Source organism: Staphylococcus sp. HMSC061G12 (assembly GCF_001838465.1).
In the GTDB taxonomy this organism is placed as follows: domain Bacteria; phylum Bacillota; class Bacilli; order Staphylococcales; family Staphylococcaceae; genus Staphylococcus; species Staphylococcus simulans.
Map to the genome: position 1 here is coordinate 110,928 of NZ_KV837157.1, position 15,950 is coordinate 126,877.

A 15,950-nucleotide genomic window follows, 5' to 3' on the forward strand; every position below is an offset into this window, starting at 1 on the left:
ATAGACACGTGGCAATATTTCAATCAATTGATAGAACTTCATGATGATTTATAGCTTTCACAACATTCTATTGAATATTGCTACTTGTATAAACCAGTCTATCATGGAACTGACAAGTTAGAAACCACCTTGCCAGTTACTTATTCTTTACCCGTTATGGGTGTTTACTTTGCATTTTCTTCAGAATCAGTATCTGCTTGACCTTCACGTTCCACAGTACCTTTTTCTAAAGCTTTCCAAGCAAGTGTTGCACATTTAATACGTGCAGGGAATTGAGAAACACCTTGTAATGCTTCAATATCTCCCATATCTTCAGTTAATTCATAATCTTCGCCAAGCATCATTTTAGAAAATTCTTGACTCATTTCTAATGCTTCTTTTAACGAATGACCTTTAACTGCTTCAGTCATCATAGATGCACTAGACATTGAAATTGAACAACCTTCACCATCAAATTTAGCATCCTCAATAATGCCATCAACAATATCGAAAGTAAGGTGAATTCGGTCTCCGCATGTTGGGTTATTCATATCAACAGTTAAAGAGCCGTTATCTAATTTACCTTTGTTTCTCGGATTTTTATAATGGTCCATAATTACAGATCTATATAGTTGATCTAAATTATTAAAATTCATATGAGAAAAACTCCTTCGTTTGGTTTAAAGCGTAAATTAATTGATCAATGTCTTCTTTTGTATTATAGATATAGAAACTTGCTCTTGCTGTTGAAGATTGATTCAACCATTTCATTAATGGTTGTGCACAGTGATGTCCTGCACGTACAGCAACACCTTCTGTGTCTAAAGCCGTCGCAACGTCATGTGGATGAATGTCTTTCAAGTTGAAAGTAATTACACCAGCACGTCTGTCTTTTGGCGGACCATAGATTTCTAAGTCTTCAATCGCATCCATTTGTTCGTATGCATATTCAGTCAACTCTTTTTCATGTTGATGAATCGCATCAAAACCAATGTTTTCAAGGTATTTAATTGCTTCAGCTAAGCCAATAGCTTGTGCAATTAAAGGTGTACCTGCTTCGAATTTTGTTGGCAAGTCTGTCCAAGTTGCTTCATATTTACCTACGAAGTCAATCATGTCACCGCCGTATTCGATAGGTTCCATATCTTTAAGCAGACCGCGTTTACCATATAAGACACCAATACCTGTAGGACCAAGCATTTTGTGTCCGCTGAAACTGTAAAAGTCTACATCTAAATCTTGCACATCAATTTTCATGTGTGGTGCTGCTTGTGCACCGTCCACACTGATAATTGCACCATGTTCATGCGCAACTTTCGCAATTTCTTTCACATCGTTGATTGTACCTAAAACGTTAGATACATGTGCAATCGCTACAATTTTAGTGTTGTCATTAATTGTGGCTTTCACATCTTCGATGTTTAATTCACCTGTTTCTGTCATCGGGATGAATTTTAAAGTTGCACCTTTACGGCGTGCTAATTCTTGCCAAGGTACGATGTTAGCATGATGTTCCATTTCAGTTACGACAATTTCATCGCCTTCTGAAACATTCGCATCTCCATAACTACGTGCGACTAAGTTAATAGAAGCTGTTGTACCTCTTGTGAAAATAATTTCTTCAAAGTAACGTGCATTAATGAAACGTCTTACTGTTTCGCGTGCACCTTCATAACCATCTGTTGCTAATGAGCCGAGTGTGTGTACACCACGATGCACATTAGAATTGTAACGTTTATAATAATCGTCAATCGCTTCGATTACTTGAAGTGGTGTTTGACTTGTCGCTGTTGTATCTAAATAAGCTAAGCGTTTGCCATTGACTTGTTGTTTCAAGATTGGAAAATCTTCAATAACTTCATTAACATTTAGTGTTGTTTCGGCCACTATATCCACAGACCTTTCTTCATTAATAATCACTTGTCGTACAAAATAACTTACAAGCTGACAGGATTTAATGAATAATAATTGACTGCGAACAGGTTATTCAAAAGCGTAAAGAGAAGGAGGAATACAACGCAGTGATGCACATATCATCAGCTGACTTCCTCCTGTTTTTAATCTCTCCTGCCTAGCTTATACTTTTTATTTTGATACTCTTAATTCAATAACGTCACGTAATTGACGTTTTACATCTTCGATTGGCAGTTCTCTTACTACTGGATCTAAGAAACCATGAATAATTAAACGTTCAGCTTCTTGTTGAGAAATACCACGACTCATTAAATAGTAAAGTTGTTCGTCATCAACACGACCAACTGAAGCTGCGTGACCTGCTTCTACGTCATCTTCATCGATTAATAGAATTGGGTTCGCATCTCCGCGTGCTTTTTCAGAAAGCATTAACACACGTGATTCTTGGTTCGCAACTGATTTTGAACCACCGTGTTTGATATAACCGATACCATTAAAGATAATAGTCGCTGCTTCTTCAACTACACCGTGTTTAAGAATGTAACCATCTGTTTCTTTACCGTATTGAACGATTTTAGATGTTACGTTTGATTTTTGATCTCCAGTACCTACTGCTACTGATTTTAATACACTTGTAGAACGGTCCCCAATTAAATTAGTTGTGTTATCAATAATTTGGTTACCTTTGTTCATTAATCCAAGTGCCCAGTTAATTGATGCATCCGCTTCAGTAATACCACGACGAATAATATGGCTAGTGAAACCTTTATCTAAATAGTCTACTGCACCATAAGTGATTTTAGAGTTCGCGCCAGCAATCACTTCAGAAACAATGTTCACTTGATTGCCTTCGCCGCTCGCATCTGACAAGTAGTTTTCAACATAAGTCACTTCTGCACTTTGTTCAGTCACAATAATAACGTGATTGAAGAAGCTTGCATTTTCATCATCATGTAAAACTACATATTGAATTGGATGTTCAACGACTACATTTTTCGGTACATATACGAATAAGCCGCCATTGATTAATGCAGTATGCAACGCTGTTAAACGGTGTTCATCTACGTTAACCGCATCTTTCATCAAATATTTTTGAACTAAATCTCCATGATTCACTAAAGCATCTGCTAAGCCTTCAATAATTACACCGTCTTTTTTCGCTTCTTCTGAAACGCGTGTATAAGCAAGTGTATTATTGTGTTGAATCACTAAGTTTTCAGTTTTTTCAACATCAATGATTTTTTCAATTGAATCTGGAATTTCACTGATATCTTGATAAGTTTCAGCTTTTGTTTCGAATTGTTTAAATGAGTCGAAATCCCATTTTGTGATTTTAGTTTTATCTGGTTTTGGCATTTCTAAAGTTTCAGTTAGTTTCAACGCTTCTTTACGTAATTCTGTCATCCAAGAAGGTTCATTTTGGGCTTGTGAATACTCAACAAGTTCTGCTTCAGAAATGTTCAAAGTTTCAGTCGTCATAACTTAATATCCTCCTAACGATACTTATAACATTTAATCGGTTGTTTCTTCTTTACGTAAATGATTTACGCTTCGCTGAATTCTTCTTTAACCCATTCATAACCTTCATTTTCTAAACGATGTGCTAATTCTGGACCACCAGTTTTAACGATTTTACCGTTGTACATAACGTGTACGAAATCAGGTGTAATGTAGTTTAATAAACGTTGATAGTGCGTAATGATTAATGAACCGAAGTCATCTCCACGCATTTCGTTGATACCTTTAGACACAACTTTTAACGCATCGATATCTAAACCTGAGTCAATTTCGTCTAGGATAGCGAATTTAGGTTGTAACATCATTAATTGTAAAATTTCGTTACGTTTTTTCTCGCCGCCTGAGAAACCTTCGTTAAGGTAACGTTGCGCCATGTCTGGATCCATATCTAGGAATTCCATTTCTTTATCTAATTTCTTAATGAATTGCATTAAGTTGATTTCTTTACCTTCTTCACGTTTCGCATTAATTGCTGAACGCATGAAGTCTGCGTTTGTAACACCAGTAATTTCTGATGGATATTGCATTGCTAGGAATAAACCTGCTTTTGCACGTTCGTCAACGTCTAATTCTAAAACGTTAACACCGTCAAGTAATACTTCACCTTTAGTTACTGTGAAAGCTGGGTGACCCATGATTGCTGCTGATAAAGTAGATTTACCAGTACCGTTAGGTCCCATAACTGCATGAATTTCTCCCGTGTTAATTGTTAAGTTAACACCTTTTAAAATTTCTTTATCCTCAATAGACACGTGTAAGTCTTTAATCTCCAATGTTGATGGCATTAAAAGTCCCTCCGTAAACATAAATAGTATTTCAATTACTAGTTTATAATAATTTTAATCTGTAGTCAAAACTGCACTACATTGGTACATTTATAAATTATAACGCAATTAAACCCCAGAATAAACCTTTTAAGTACCTAAATAAAAAGAATTCTTAAATTGTAATGAGTTTCGTTAAAGCGTTTCAATGTGAAATGTTGCACGAATTTCAAAGCTACTGATTCTCATTTTCTGTCCTTCTATTATCATTACCCATATCTTTGTCACATATTATGATAGGGTATCCTTGCTTCCTATACTATTAATAGACGCAAAAAATCACTCCCAAGCATCTATACTTGAGAATGATTAATAATTTCTTATTTGGCTGGGATCACAGCACCATCATATTTTTTGTTGATGTAATCTTTAATATCTTGAGATTGTAATGCTTTGATTAAAGCTTTGATTTTTTTATCTTTTTCGTGACCTTCTTTAACCGCTACTAAGTTTGCGTATGGGTTATTATCAGGTTTTTCAAGAGCGATTGAGTCTTTTTTAGGGCTTAATTTTTGTTCAATAGCGAAGTTAGAGTTGATAATTGCTGCATCAACATCTTCGTTTTGATAGATTTTTGGTAAATATTCAGCTGATTGTTTGTTGTTGAATTTGATATCTTTTTTGTTTTCTACGATATCACTAAAGTGTGCATCTTGGATTTTAACGCCTTTTTTCAATTTGATTAAACCTTCGTCAACGAAGAATTTCAAGAAACGTCCTTCTTCAGCTGGGTTGTTAGAAACATAAACTGTTGCACCTTTTGGCAATTCTTTTAAGCTTTTATATTTTTTAGAGTATACAGCCATTGGTTCTAAGTGAACGTTACCAACAGATACTAATTTGTACCCTTTATCTTTTTTCTCAGTGTTTAAATAAGGTGTGTGTTGGAAGAAGTTCGCATCCAATTCACCGCTGTTTACTAATTTGTTAGGTGTTGTATAGTCGTTGATCGTTTTGATTTTCAAGTCATAGCCTTCTTTTTTCAAGATAGGTTTAGCTTGTTCTAAAAGTTCAGCGTGAGGTGCTGGTGAAGCACCAACTGTGATTGTTTTAGAATCTTCGCCTCCTGCTGATTTATCCTTACTGCCACATGCTGCTAAAACTACAGTTAATACTAAAACCGCTAAAATACTAATAATTTTTTTCATTGGATTGATCCTTTCAAAATAGAATTAACGTTTATCAATTTTATTTGTAGCCCAGTCACCCACAAATTGAATGATGAACACAAACACTAAAATAAAGATTGTTGAAACTAAAATGACATCATTTTGGTTTCGAGTAAAACCAGTTAAATATGCTAAGTTACCTAAACCGCCTGCACCGATAACACCGGCAACTGCAGTAGAACCGACTAATGCGATTGCAGTAACTGTAATACCTGAAATCAAGGCAGGACGTGATTCTGGAATTAACACTTTGCGAATAATCGTCCATGTGTTTGCTCCCATAGAACGCGCTGCTTCAATAACGCCTTTATCAATTTCTTTAAATGCGATTTCCACTAAACGTGCATAGAATGGAGCCGCACCAATAACTAATGCTGGAAGTGCTCCTGTCGGACCACTGATTGTGCCAAGTAATAAACTTGTGAACGGAATCAACAGCAAGATTAAAATGATGAATGGAATTGCTCTGAATAAGTTCACAATAAATGACACGATTTGATAAAACACTTTTGCTGTCGGTGATTTACTCTTAGCTGTTAGGAATAATAGTACGCCTAGAATTAAACCGATCACGAACGCAAAAATTGTAGAAATGGCTGTCATATAGAGTGTTTCGTATGTAGCCAGCCAAACTTGGTCCCATTGAACATTCGGCATTGTGACCATTTCACGTAATATATCACTGAACGATTTATCCATTACGAACCACCTCCACACCTACATTACGATTCTCTAATTCGTTTTTAAAATCATCGAAAAATTCAGTTTTCAAGTCTGCAATATGTACAATTAGAAAACCGATTGGTCCGCTTTTCGAATGGCGGATATTCGCTTCTAGTATGTTCACATTCAGATTATATTTTTGAGTGATATATGACACAATCGGTTCTGTCGTCTCTTCACCTACGAAGTTCAAACGTACAATATAACCGTTTGTCGACTCTGGAATCAGTTCCTGAATTGATTCATCAAATTGGTCATTCAAGCCTTCTTTAACGAAACGTTTCGTCACTTGATGTTTAGGGTTTTCAAACACTTCTTTAACTTCACCGCGTTCGATGACCTTACCATTTTCCATTACCGCAACTTCGTCGCAGATTTGGCGAATCACATTCATTTCATGTGTAATAATCACGATTGTTAAATCTTCTTCTTTTCTGATTTTTAATAAGAGTTCTAAAATTTCATCTGTTGTTTGAGGATCTAAAGCACTTGTAGCTTCATCACAAAGTAATACTTTTGGATCGTTGGCTAAGGCACGTGCGATACCAACCCTTTGTTTTTGACCACCAGATAACTCTGACGGATATGCTTTTTCTCGTCCTTTGAGTCCTACAAGCTCAACTAATTCTTTCGCTCTTTTTTCCGCTGCCGCTTTATCCACGCCAGCAATTTCCAACGGAAACTTAATATTATCTAACACTGTTCTAGACCATAATAAGTTGAAGTGTTGGAATATCATACTTACCTTTTGACGCTTTTTCCTTAGTTGCGCTTTGCTGAGTTGTCCTAATTCATCTCCATCTATTATGACTTGACCTGATGTTGGTTCTTCTAAATAATTTAAAATTCTGACAAGTGTACTTTTACCGGCACCTGAAAACCCGATGACACCGTAAATGGTACCTTCCGACACATCTAAATCGACATGATCAACTGCCAGTACTTCTTGGTGTTTCGTCTTATATCTTTTGACGATTTGCTTCAGTTGAATCACTACATTCTCCCCTTTCCTTGCAATACCTACCTACAAATTAAAAAAGCTTTCCCTTATCGCTGCTATGAGCATTAAAGAGAAAGCAATTTGAAATTTCTTTCTCTCATCTTCAAAAGCAGTTCAACTTTTTGTGAATTGGCACCATTTCTTATAAATAAGACGGTTGCCGGGTTTCGTCGGGCACATCCCTCCACCTCTCTTGATAAGAGATAACTATTTAATTGATATTTATCCTACCACTTCACTCAGAAGTAGTCAACAACTATTTTAAATTTTCTAACAAATAAGGAACAGACTGAAATGCGTAAATACGGTCTATCTCCTTATCTTTCGACATCACTAACAAAACAGGAACAGATTGAATTTGATAAGCTTCACTGAAGTCAGGATGGAAATTCAAATCTGCTTTGACCAACGGAAGCTGTAAAATTTCATTAGCTATATCTAACATTCTCTCTGAAACTTTACATGTTCCACACATCGGTGTGTAACCGAAAATCAAGTGCTTGTCTTGATCAAAGTTTTGTTTGATATCTGTAATTTCTTGCTTAACGTTCATTTATAAACTAATCCTTTCACGGGTGCTTCACCTTTTACCATAAAGCCATGATTTCTAAGCACTTTGGCAAGATAAGGGCGCGGACAACGTGCGACTTCAGAATAAGTTCTATCGACAAAGATATGTTCACTTTCTGATAGATAATGTTTGAACCATTGACGGATGCGACGGCCTTCTTTATCTGCATCCACTAATATATAGACAGGACGTTCATATAAGTGTTCTATCATATCGTCAAGTTTATCAATGCCCATTGTGCCGTGCGTACAAATAATTTGTACAGGCTCATCAATCACTTCTTGTACACGCTTTTTATCTGTTTTACCTTCAACAACGATTACTTTTTCTAACAATGCCATATTCACTACACTCCAATACTCTCGTGATATCATTGCTTCATTACTCGCAAACGTAAATGCTTAGGTTCTGCCAACTTATATAAAATTGTTGTGTAAGTTGATACTTTCATTGTAACGCAGGTGTTGTTTTAAAGACACGCAACTTGTTTAACAACTAAATAAACACGATAAATTATGTATTATTCAGCTGTAAAGGTTCAGCACTTTAGCGCTCTAGTTTGTTATAGCCTATTTCAAATAAAAAATAACCCCAAAATACAAAGTATCTTGGAGTTTGGTTTTTAAAGCCGATTATTCACCGATCATTTCTTTGTATTGATCAGCTGATAATAAATCATCTAATTGGCTTGTGTCATTTAATTTTACTTTAACCATCCATGCTTTTTCGTATGGTGATTCATTTACGAATTCTGGACTGTCTTCTAATTCTTCGTTGACTTCAACTACAGTTCCTGAAACTGGTGCGTATAATTCAGAAACAGTTTTAACTGATTCTACACTTCCGAAAGATTCGCCCTCTTCGATATCATCGTCAGTTTCTGGTAATTCAACGAATACGATGTCACCAAGTTCTCCTTGTGCGTATTCAGTGATACCGATAGTTACTGTATCGTCCTCAACTTTAACCCATTCATGTTCTTTTGAATATTTTAATTCCTCTGGCACTGCCACACGAATCCCCTCCTAATTAATAAATGAATACTCTTTTATGATGCCATATGAAACCTTTTCATTCAACTATTTATAGACATCTTGTAGTTTTTTAATTTTTTGTGTAAATAAAGCGCATAGCAATAAGATATTTACTACCTATAATGACTATAAATTAGTTTACCCAAGTATCTTTGTACTCTTTTTCGTTGAAACCAAGTGTGATTTTATTGCCTGAAACCGCAAGTGGTCTTTTAACAAGCATTCCGTCAGAAGCCAATAAATCTAGTTTTTCATCATCAGACAAACTGTCAAGTCTATCTTTCAGACCTAGTTCACGATACTTACCTCCGCGTTTATTGAATAGCTTATCAATTTCAACGCCGGTTTTATCAATAATATCTTGTAGTTCTCTTTTATTAGGGTTTAGTTCTACGATGTCGATAGGTTCATAACTTACACCATATTCATCTAAAAATTTTGCTGCTTTCTTGCATGTCGTACAGTTTTGGTACTGATAAAATCTAATCATCTTTTGACCTCCTTTAACTATTATGTCTAATATACCAAATTTCTAAAAATAACGCTTTAAATTGTCGGTTTAATATTTTTAAATTTACGTTCAAATTCGCTATAATATATATAATAGGATTAGAAAAAGGAGCGAAATGAAAATGGAAGCAATTAAAACACGTGAAGATTTCGATAAAATTATCGAAAGTAACGAACCTGTGATTATTAAATTCGAAGCAGGATGGTGCCCTGATTGTCGCGCAATGGATATGTGGATTGATCCAATTGTTGAAAAATACAACGACTATAAATGGTACAACGTAAATCGTGACGAATTAGAAGATGTTGCTCAAGATTACGAAGTAATGGGTATTCCAAGTTTACTTGTTTTCAAAAACGGTGAAAAAACAGCACACTTGCACTCAGCAAATGCTAAATCACCAGAGCAAGTTGAAGACTTCTTAAGTGAAACATTTAATTAAGTCATTTAAATAACTTAATATAGACTAAATAAAGCCAAGCTGATTTCAGCTTGGCTTTACTCATATAATTAATACTCTGAAATAAAGTTCTCAGTGTGACGTGGTTTCTTTGGAGGAATCTTCGTGTCCATATCAGTAAGATATAAAAATCCAACTAAATCTTCATCATCTTCAACACCTATTACTTTTCTCACTTTAGGCATGAAAATATATGGCGGTGTCTTCCAGCACGTACCGATACCCGCTTCATGCAACAGCAGCATCAAGTTTTGTGCATAAGCACCGAATGCCAGATGATTTTCAAGATTTTCTTTTTGTCTAGGATCTCGTTTTACAATTAATACGAGTAATCCACCCAATTTTGTCACTGCATCATAGTGACTTTGTTGTTTCTCTGGTTCATTTCTAAATGCATAACGAGAAACAGTTCGACTTAAATCCCCTAGTCTGTCCTTTGAGACATGAATGATTCTCCATGGTTCTCTCATCCCATGATTTGGTGCATCTGTAGAGAGTTTTAGTGCTTCATATAGCGCTGTATCATCTATATGCATATCATGGTCGAATATCTTCACACTTCTTCTTGATGAAATTGCATCTCTTAATTCCACAATCTAACTCTCCTTTATATTAATGATAACCATTATCAATTACAGTATAGATTGAAATACATATTATATCAAATTATTTGTTTGATTCGTATAATGTCAAAATTTCTTTTAATTTAGTAACATGTATTTGTCCTGGCGCTTGCGGCTCTCCCAAGCAACCATAAGAAATACTTCCACCAAATACACCTTGGGCCGTTCTTGATACTAAACCAAGATGAGACATAGATATACCTACTACTTTCATTTCGACACTTTGAGAAGATACATAGAGTGCATCTAACAGATAGGTCACATCTTCAGGATCTTTTGGCATTACTGCTAGTTTTAGATAATCAGCTTCTGTTTTACTCATTTTAAAATAAGTGAATTTCAATTGTTCAATTGCTGGTGTTTCTTCAAAATCATGTTGAGACAGTACCACTTCTAAACCTGCTGCTTGCGCTTCAGCCACTAATTCAGTGATTTTTTCCTTATACGCTTCTTCCCATTCAATATCAATCATGTCATAACCTTGAACTTGCATTAATTCTTGTAATAGCGCATAATAAGATTCTTGCGCTTTATTGCCATTTCCACCTTGTGAAGCTGTGCGATATGTGATTAACAGCTTAACTTTAGGAAGACTTTTTCGTAACGCGGCAATAAGTGTTTCAATCTCAGCAATTTCAATCGTTTGACGTTGGTCAATTCTTAGTTCAATTATATCGATGGCTGCTTGCGCTTCAATCAACTCCGTTTGCAACTTCTGTGTTATGTCAGCTTCTGGTGCTATCGTTACAGCAATTTCCACTTGCGTCATCCTATCTACCCCTTGCTTATATAATATGGCCAGTTTGTTTCTTTAATAATAGTTTAACATTAGTCAGCGTATTAGAGTGTAATGCGCGTTATTTTATACTTTTAAACTACCAATCATTAGACAGTTTCATATTAAAAGTTTGCAGATATTTTATTGGCGAAATATTCATGGTGTGATTAAAAACTACTTTAAAATAAGATTAGCTTTTTGATATACCATATATTTTCGTTAAAATCGTCCAATATTGTGAACAATCGCTTTTCAAACTTTACTTTTTTCTTAGGGACACCTATTAAGTGTTGCTTTGATTAAAAGTATATAATAATATTAAATTAAACTTATCAATAATGACCACATTATTAAATTTAAGCAAAAGTTAAGAAAGTCATAAGAGAGGTGTTAAATCCATGAAAGAAATTAGATTACTAAATCCTGATGATTTAGAAGAGGTCTATCAGCTATTTAAAGAAGCTACAAGTGATCCAAAAAATATTTATACTTGGGCGATTTATGATGAGGACAAAGTGTGCAGGGAATATTTCAAAAAGTTGATAGACGCCAATAACAATGCACAATATCTGTTCGGTGTATTTTTTAATAATGAATTAGTGGGAGCTTTGACATTATTCCATCCAATTATAGTTGGAACACAACATAAAGCTATAATTGAAAATATGTATGTGAAGGATATTGACCATTTGGATGAGAAGTTATTAAATACTGTCGCAAACTTTTGTACTGAACTTCAAATTGAGAAAATTATGGCCCCTGTTGCTTCAAATAATATCAGTGCACTGACTTTCTATAGTGAGTACGGTTTCTCAAAAATAGGTTTTGAAACGAATTCTCGTAAATATGGCGATGAATATATTGATGAGCATTGGTTGATCTATCCTATTAAAAAGGCTGCAGACGTTAATTAATACGTTGTGAAAAACACTAGTGAACGCAAAAAAATTCGGTACATTCCCGTGTACCGAATTGATTAAGTAAAGTAAGTTGTAATTAAGTGACCGTAAATCGTAACGGTTACGTTTTATATTACATGACGTTTCGTCATTTGTAAACCATAAATCGTAATTTTTACGATTTATTTTTATCTATAAGAAAAGCAAGTGCACAATTTTGAGATGCACTTGCTTTTCTTTTAGTTACTTTTATATACACTGATGGCTCTGTTAGCTGATTCTAAAAGATGATGTTCAAAATAATTCTCATGTACATAATCATATATATTATCTATATCTGTTTCTTCTTTAGGAAAATTATGATCTCTTACAATGCAATCAGCTAATTGTCCGAATGGCGTATCATCTTCCATAAAAGTAATAATAAACTTATAAAAACTCATGTAACAACCCCACTTAAAGATATTTCTGAATGAAAAAATATTAACAACGATAAATTTCCACCAAAGAGGAAATCATTCTTATCAGTTAAATAGGCTTTTTCAACAGTATAACATAAGCATCGGAATAAAATACAGTTAATAAAAAAATCTTATTTAACAAACAACTGTATTTATATCCAAACCTTTTCTCTTTTGTAACGCAATGTTCGAAAACTTTAAGATGACTTTGTTCTCTATATGCAATCATTTATACATCTTAATTATAAAGTTAGCCTAAACACACAAGAAATACAAGATATTCTTATTTAAATTGATATATTTTATACACATTTTTTACATAAAATTCATAATTTCGTGCGAATCTTTAAATAGTTATGAGTTCAGAATGAACATTACATTTTAAACAATTAAACCTCATAAAAAAGCAGAGCACGAAATGCTCTGCTTCTGATAAATACAATTCGGTTGTTAGAATCCGCGTCCAGCACCTCCGCCGCCGAAGCCGCCGCCTCCGCCGAAGCTGCCGCCGCTGAAACCACCGCCACTTGATGAACCGCCACCAAAACCTCCAGTGCCGACCCACCAAGTACCTGTATTATCTCTTCTGCGACCGCCTCCTCTTGGAGGTCCGCCGCCACCATTTTTAATGGAGATAATAATGATGATAATGATAATAATAAAAATAATACCAAATAAGCTGAATGGCCCATCACCTTCTGATTGGTTTTGCGCTTTAGGTGTATCTTCAGTAAATTTTTCACCATCATAGCCATAAGCTTTGGCTATTTCTTTCCAAATTGCATTATAAAGTTGTGTAATGCCTTGACTGTAATATGCTTTTTGTTTTTCTTTATTATCAGTCTGTCCTGCTTTTTCAGCATAAGGCATGAAGTTATCATCAATCAATGCGCCGACTTTAGCATCATTTAAGACACCTTCTAACCCTCGGCCAACCGCAACTTGAATACCACGATTTTGATATTCATTGCCGTTATCTAAATTGACTAAAATTACAACGCCTCGACTATGCTTTTGATCACCGACTTTATAATGTCGGCCTGCTTGATAAGCATAATCTTCTTTTGGTGTTTGTCCGATTGATTTCATGGTCATCACCAAAATATCTGAATCTGTACCGTCTTGAAGTTTTTGGCCTTTTTTAGCCATCTCATCTTTGTCTTGGCTCGTAATCAAATCTGCGTGGTCTTGTACAAAAACAGGTTGTTCTAATTCCGGAAATTTATCTGATGCCGCAAACATACTTTGTGCGACGAGTAACATCCCAACCCATATGACAGCTAAGACGCTGGCACTTTTTCTGATCATTGAGATGAGTCAGTGCCGAAATCAACTTTAGGTGCTTTGTCTGCACCACTTTCGGCTTTAAAGTATTCTTTCTTATCAAATCCGAATAGCTTAGCTACAATGGTTGTTGGGAAATGGCGAATCGCTTGGTTATATTTGTTAACAGATGTATTATAATCATTTCGTGCTACTGCAATTCTATTTTCTGTACCTGCAAGCTCGTCACGTAATCCTGTAAATTGTTTATCTGCTTTTAAATCAGGATAGTTTTCACTGATAGCTAATAATCTGCTTAATGCAGAATTGACTTCGCCATTAGCTTCCGCTTTCTCTTTTGGTGTTGATGCACCTGCAAGTTTACTACGTGCATCAGAAACTTGTTTAAATACATCTTCTTCATGCTTAGCGTAACCTTTAACAGTGTTCACAAGGTTAGGAATTAAGTCTACACGACGTTGTAATTGGTTATCGATGTTTGAAAGTGCTGTATTCGTATCTTCGTCCATACCGACAAGTTTATTATATGGGCCAATCATTGTAACTCCAATGATGACAATAACAATGCCGATAATAATAAGCGGTGTAAGTATTTTCTTCATATATTTCTCCTTTTGCTTAAAATTATTCATTTTAATTATACAATATTGATACCCTATCTGGCTAAAGTTGAAGATTGCAATCAACCTTTAAAATCTTTACAAAAAATTAATTTTTATTTTTTGATAATTGACAGATGCAATTACAGAAAATGGATGTATAATAACAGTTGTATTTGAAATATACACCAAAATCTACCCTATTAAAGAAGGTGTTTATGTGGCTTTCCTAAAGAAACCCTTAACTGTTTATTTATTACTATTTCTGAGCACGACATTACTAGGTGCACTGTTATTATATTTGCCATGGACTGGTAAACAATATACATCTTTTATTGATGCATTCTTTGTCGCATCTAGCGCATTTACAGTCACTGGCCTATCAACTGTGGATATTACTTCGCAATTCAACTGGCTTGGTGACCTTATTATTATGTTTTTAATTCAAATCGGTGGTTTAGGGATTGTGACCATTACAACACTCACTTTAATCATAGCGAATCGCAGAATTTCTATGCATGAACGCAAATTAATCATGGTCACTTGGAATGTTGATGAGCCAGGCGGAATGGTTCGTTTAATTCGACAACTAACACTCTATAGCTTGTCTACAGAATTTATAGGCATGTTATTACTTGCCTTATCTTTCGTACCTAGATATGGCTTCGGCAAAGGATTATTTATCAGCATCTTTACTTCTGTTTCAGCCTTTAATAATGCAGGATTTGCATTATTTTCTAAGAATATGATTGGATTTAATGATGATCCAGTTGTTACGCTTGTCATCCCCATTTTAATTATTATGGGCGGACTGGGACCAGTAGTCATGTCAGATTTAGTAAAAACTAGAAGATTAAATAAACTAAAGCTACATACCAAAGTTGTGCTTTCAACAACATTAGTCTTAATTTTTGGCGGCATGGCGCTTTACTTTTTATTAGAGTTCAACAATACTTTAAAACCTTTCAGTATGTGGGGTAAGCTTGGGACTTCATTCTTTCAATCTGTTACAACAAGAACAGCAGGTTTCCAATCTGTTGACTTAGAATTAATTCATACCCCTACCGCATTAATGATGATGGTACTTATGTTTATCGGTGGTGCACCGTTTAGTGCTGCTGGTGGGATTAAAGTCACAACTTTCATTGTTATGATTATGTTTGTTTATAGTACTTTACGTAATGAAGACCATACCACTATCTTCAGCAGAACAATCAAGCCTAAAACAATTGCGAAAGCCATTGCGGTCACAACAGTCAGCTTTATCTTTGTATTAACTGTCACATTTATTGTTAGTCTATTAAATGAAACAACACCTTTCATGAAAGTCATCTTCGAAGTCGTATCTGCTTTTGGTACAGTCGGCTTAAGTATGAACTTCACTTCTGAATACGGTACATTAACTAAAATCATCATTATTATTGTGATGATTTGCGGTAAATTAGGTGTTGTCACAGTATTAGCACTCTTCATCCCAAGTAAAAAACGATTTTATCAATATGCAAAAGGTAATATCTATTTATAACCTAATCTTCACTAGACCTGTTTTTACAGGTCTTTTTTATTTTGAAAAGGGTTTCATACCATCTGAAAGAGGGCTATA

The 15,950-nt window shown here is 34.9% G+C and carries 19 protein-coding genes and 1 riboswitch; of the genes, 3 read left to right on the forward strand and 16 right to left on the reverse strand.

Annotated elements, in window-relative coordinates:
- Positions 1–164 precede the first annotated feature (164 nt).
- From sufU to HMPREF2937_RS11575, 11 genes are all read right to left on the reverse strand, one after another.
- Positions 165–635 carry a Fe-S cluster assembly sulfur transfer protein SufU gene (gene sufU, locus HMPREF2937_RS11525; protein WP_023015332.1) on the reverse strand — a complete coding sequence of 157 codons (471 nt, stop codon included), beginning with the start codon at positions 633–635 and terminating at the stop codon, positions 165–167.
- Positions 625–1,875 (reverse strand): cysteine desulfurase, encoded by a 1,251-nt coding sequence (locus HMPREF2937_RS11530; RefSeq protein WP_023015333.1) that lies wholly within the window; start codon positions 1,873–1,875, stop codon positions 625–627. The genes sufU and HMPREF2937_RS11530 overlap by 11 nt, the downstream gene beginning before the upstream one ends.
- Positions 1,876–2,064: 189 nt before the next feature.
- Entirely contained in the window at positions 2,065–3,372 is a 1,308-nt protein-coding gene (gene sufD, locus HMPREF2937_RS11535; RefSeq protein WP_057510817.1) for a Fe-S cluster assembly protein SufD, read from the reverse strand.
- A gap of 65 nt (positions 3,373–3,437) precedes the next feature.
- Positions 3,438–4,196, reverse strand: a complete 759-nt coding sequence (gene sufC, locus HMPREF2937_RS11540) for a Fe-S cluster assembly ATPase SufC (RefSeq protein ID WP_002481612.1) — start codon at positions 4,194–4,196, stop codon at positions 3,438–3,440.
- Between the two features lie 359 nt (positions 4,197–4,555).
- The gene (locus tag HMPREF2937_RS11545; protein ID WP_070864631.1) at positions 4,556–5,383 is read right to left on the reverse strand and encodes a MetQ/NlpA family ABC transporter substrate-binding protein; all 828 of its coding nucleotides are present in this window, start codon (positions 5,381–5,383) and stop codon (positions 4,556–4,558) included.
- Positions 5,384–5,407: 24 nt separating this feature from the next.
- A complete protein-coding gene (locus HMPREF2937_RS11550; protein ID WP_002481594.1) occupies positions 5,408–6,103 on the reverse strand; it encodes a methionine ABC transporter permease in 696 nt (231 codons plus the stop codon).
- Positions 6,096–7,121: a methionine ABC transporter ATP-binding protein gene (locus HMPREF2937_RS11555; RefSeq protein ID WP_070626477.1), complete on the reverse strand. Its 1,026-nt coding sequence runs from the start codon at positions 7,119–7,121 to the stop codon at positions 6,096–6,098. Before HMPREF2937_RS11555 ends, HMPREF2937_RS11550 begins: the two co-directional genes overlap by 8 nt.
- Before the next feature lie 100 nt (positions 7,122–7,221).
- Positions 7,222–7,330: riboswitch (SAM riboswitch) on the reverse strand.
- Positions 7,331–7,383: 53 nt separating this feature from the next.
- Positions 7,384–7,680 carry a thioredoxin family protein gene (locus HMPREF2937_RS11560; RefSeq protein ID WP_002481592.1) on the reverse strand — a complete coding sequence of 99 codons (297 nt, stop codon included), beginning with the start codon at positions 7,678–7,680 and terminating at the stop codon, positions 7,384–7,386.
- A complete protein-coding gene (locus tag HMPREF2937_RS11565) occupies positions 7,677–8,039 on the reverse strand; it encodes a toprim domain-containing protein (protein WP_002481591.1) in 363 nt (120 codons plus the stop codon). Before HMPREF2937_RS11565 ends, HMPREF2937_RS11560 begins: the two co-directional genes overlap by 4 nt.
- Before the next feature lie 291 nt (positions 8,040–8,330).
- Positions 8,331–8,711, reverse strand: a complete 381-nt coding sequence (gcvH, locus tag HMPREF2937_RS11570; RefSeq protein ID WP_002481590.1) for a glycine cleavage system protein GcvH — start codon at positions 8,709–8,711, stop codon at positions 8,331–8,333.
- A gap of 154 nt (positions 8,712–8,865) precedes the next feature.
- Entirely contained in the window at positions 8,866–9,222 is a 357-nt protein-coding gene (locus tag HMPREF2937_RS11575; RefSeq protein WP_002481589.1) for an arsenate reductase family protein, read from the reverse strand.
- Positions 9,223–9,364: 142 nt separating this feature from the next.
- On the opposite strand from HMPREF2937_RS11575, the gene HMPREF2937_RS11580 reads away from it, so the two are divergent.
- Positions 9,365–9,685, forward strand: a complete 321-nt coding sequence (locus tag HMPREF2937_RS11580) for a thioredoxin family protein (RefSeq protein ID WP_070848055.1) — start codon at positions 9,365–9,367, stop codon at positions 9,683–9,685.
- Between the two features lie 68 nt (positions 9,686–9,753).
- Here HMPREF2937_RS11580 and HMPREF2937_RS11585 read toward each other — a convergent pair whose 3' ends face one another.
- Positions 9,754–10,296: a nitroreductase family protein gene (locus HMPREF2937_RS11585; RefSeq protein WP_002481587.1), complete on the reverse strand. Its 543-nt coding sequence runs from the start codon at positions 10,294–10,296 to the stop codon at positions 9,754–9,756.
- A 73-nt stretch (positions 10,297–10,369) separates the two neighbouring features.
- Complete coding sequence (gene aroD / locus HMPREF2937_RS11590; RefSeq protein WP_070864632.1) at positions 10,370–11,095, reverse strand: type I 3-dehydroquinate dehydratase; 726 nt, start codon at positions 11,093–11,095, stop codon at positions 10,370–10,372.
- A 407-nt stretch (positions 11,096–11,502) separates the two neighbouring features.
- Between aroD and HMPREF2937_RS11595 the strand changes: the two genes are divergently transcribed.
- On the forward strand, positions 11,503–12,018 hold the full coding sequence (locus tag HMPREF2937_RS11595; RefSeq protein WP_002481585.1) for a GNAT family N-acetyltransferase: 516 nt from the start codon (positions 11,503–11,505) through the stop codon (positions 12,016–12,018).
- Positions 12,019–12,242: 224 nt separating this feature from the next.
- Here HMPREF2937_RS11595 and HMPREF2937_RS11600 read toward each other — a convergent pair whose 3' ends face one another.
- The 3 genes from HMPREF2937_RS11600 to HMPREF2937_RS11610 form a co-directional block, all read right to left on the reverse strand.
- Positions 12,243–12,446: a sterile alpha motif-like domain-containing protein gene (locus HMPREF2937_RS11600; protein ID WP_023015356.1), complete on the reverse strand. Its 204-nt coding sequence runs from the start codon at positions 12,444–12,446 to the stop codon at positions 12,243–12,245.
- Between the two features lie 468 nt (positions 12,447–12,914).
- A complete protein-coding gene (locus HMPREF2937_RS11605) occupies positions 12,915–13,772 on the reverse strand; it encodes a TPM domain-containing protein (RefSeq protein WP_031262601.1) in 858 nt (285 codons plus the stop codon).
- On the reverse strand, positions 13,769–14,350 hold the full coding sequence (locus HMPREF2937_RS11610; RefSeq protein ID WP_002481583.1) for a LemA family protein: 582 nt from the start codon (positions 14,348–14,350) through the stop codon (positions 13,769–13,771). Before HMPREF2937_RS11610 ends, HMPREF2937_RS11605 begins: the two co-directional genes overlap by 4 nt.
- A 217-nt stretch (positions 14,351–14,567) precedes the next feature.
- On the opposite strand from HMPREF2937_RS11610, the gene HMPREF2937_RS11615 reads away from it, so the two are divergent.
- Positions 14,568–15,872: a TrkH family potassium uptake protein gene (locus tag HMPREF2937_RS11615; protein WP_002481582.1), complete on the forward strand. Its 1,305-nt coding sequence runs from the start codon at positions 14,568–14,570 to the stop codon at positions 15,870–15,872.
- Positions 15,873–15,950: the final 78 nt, after the last annotated feature.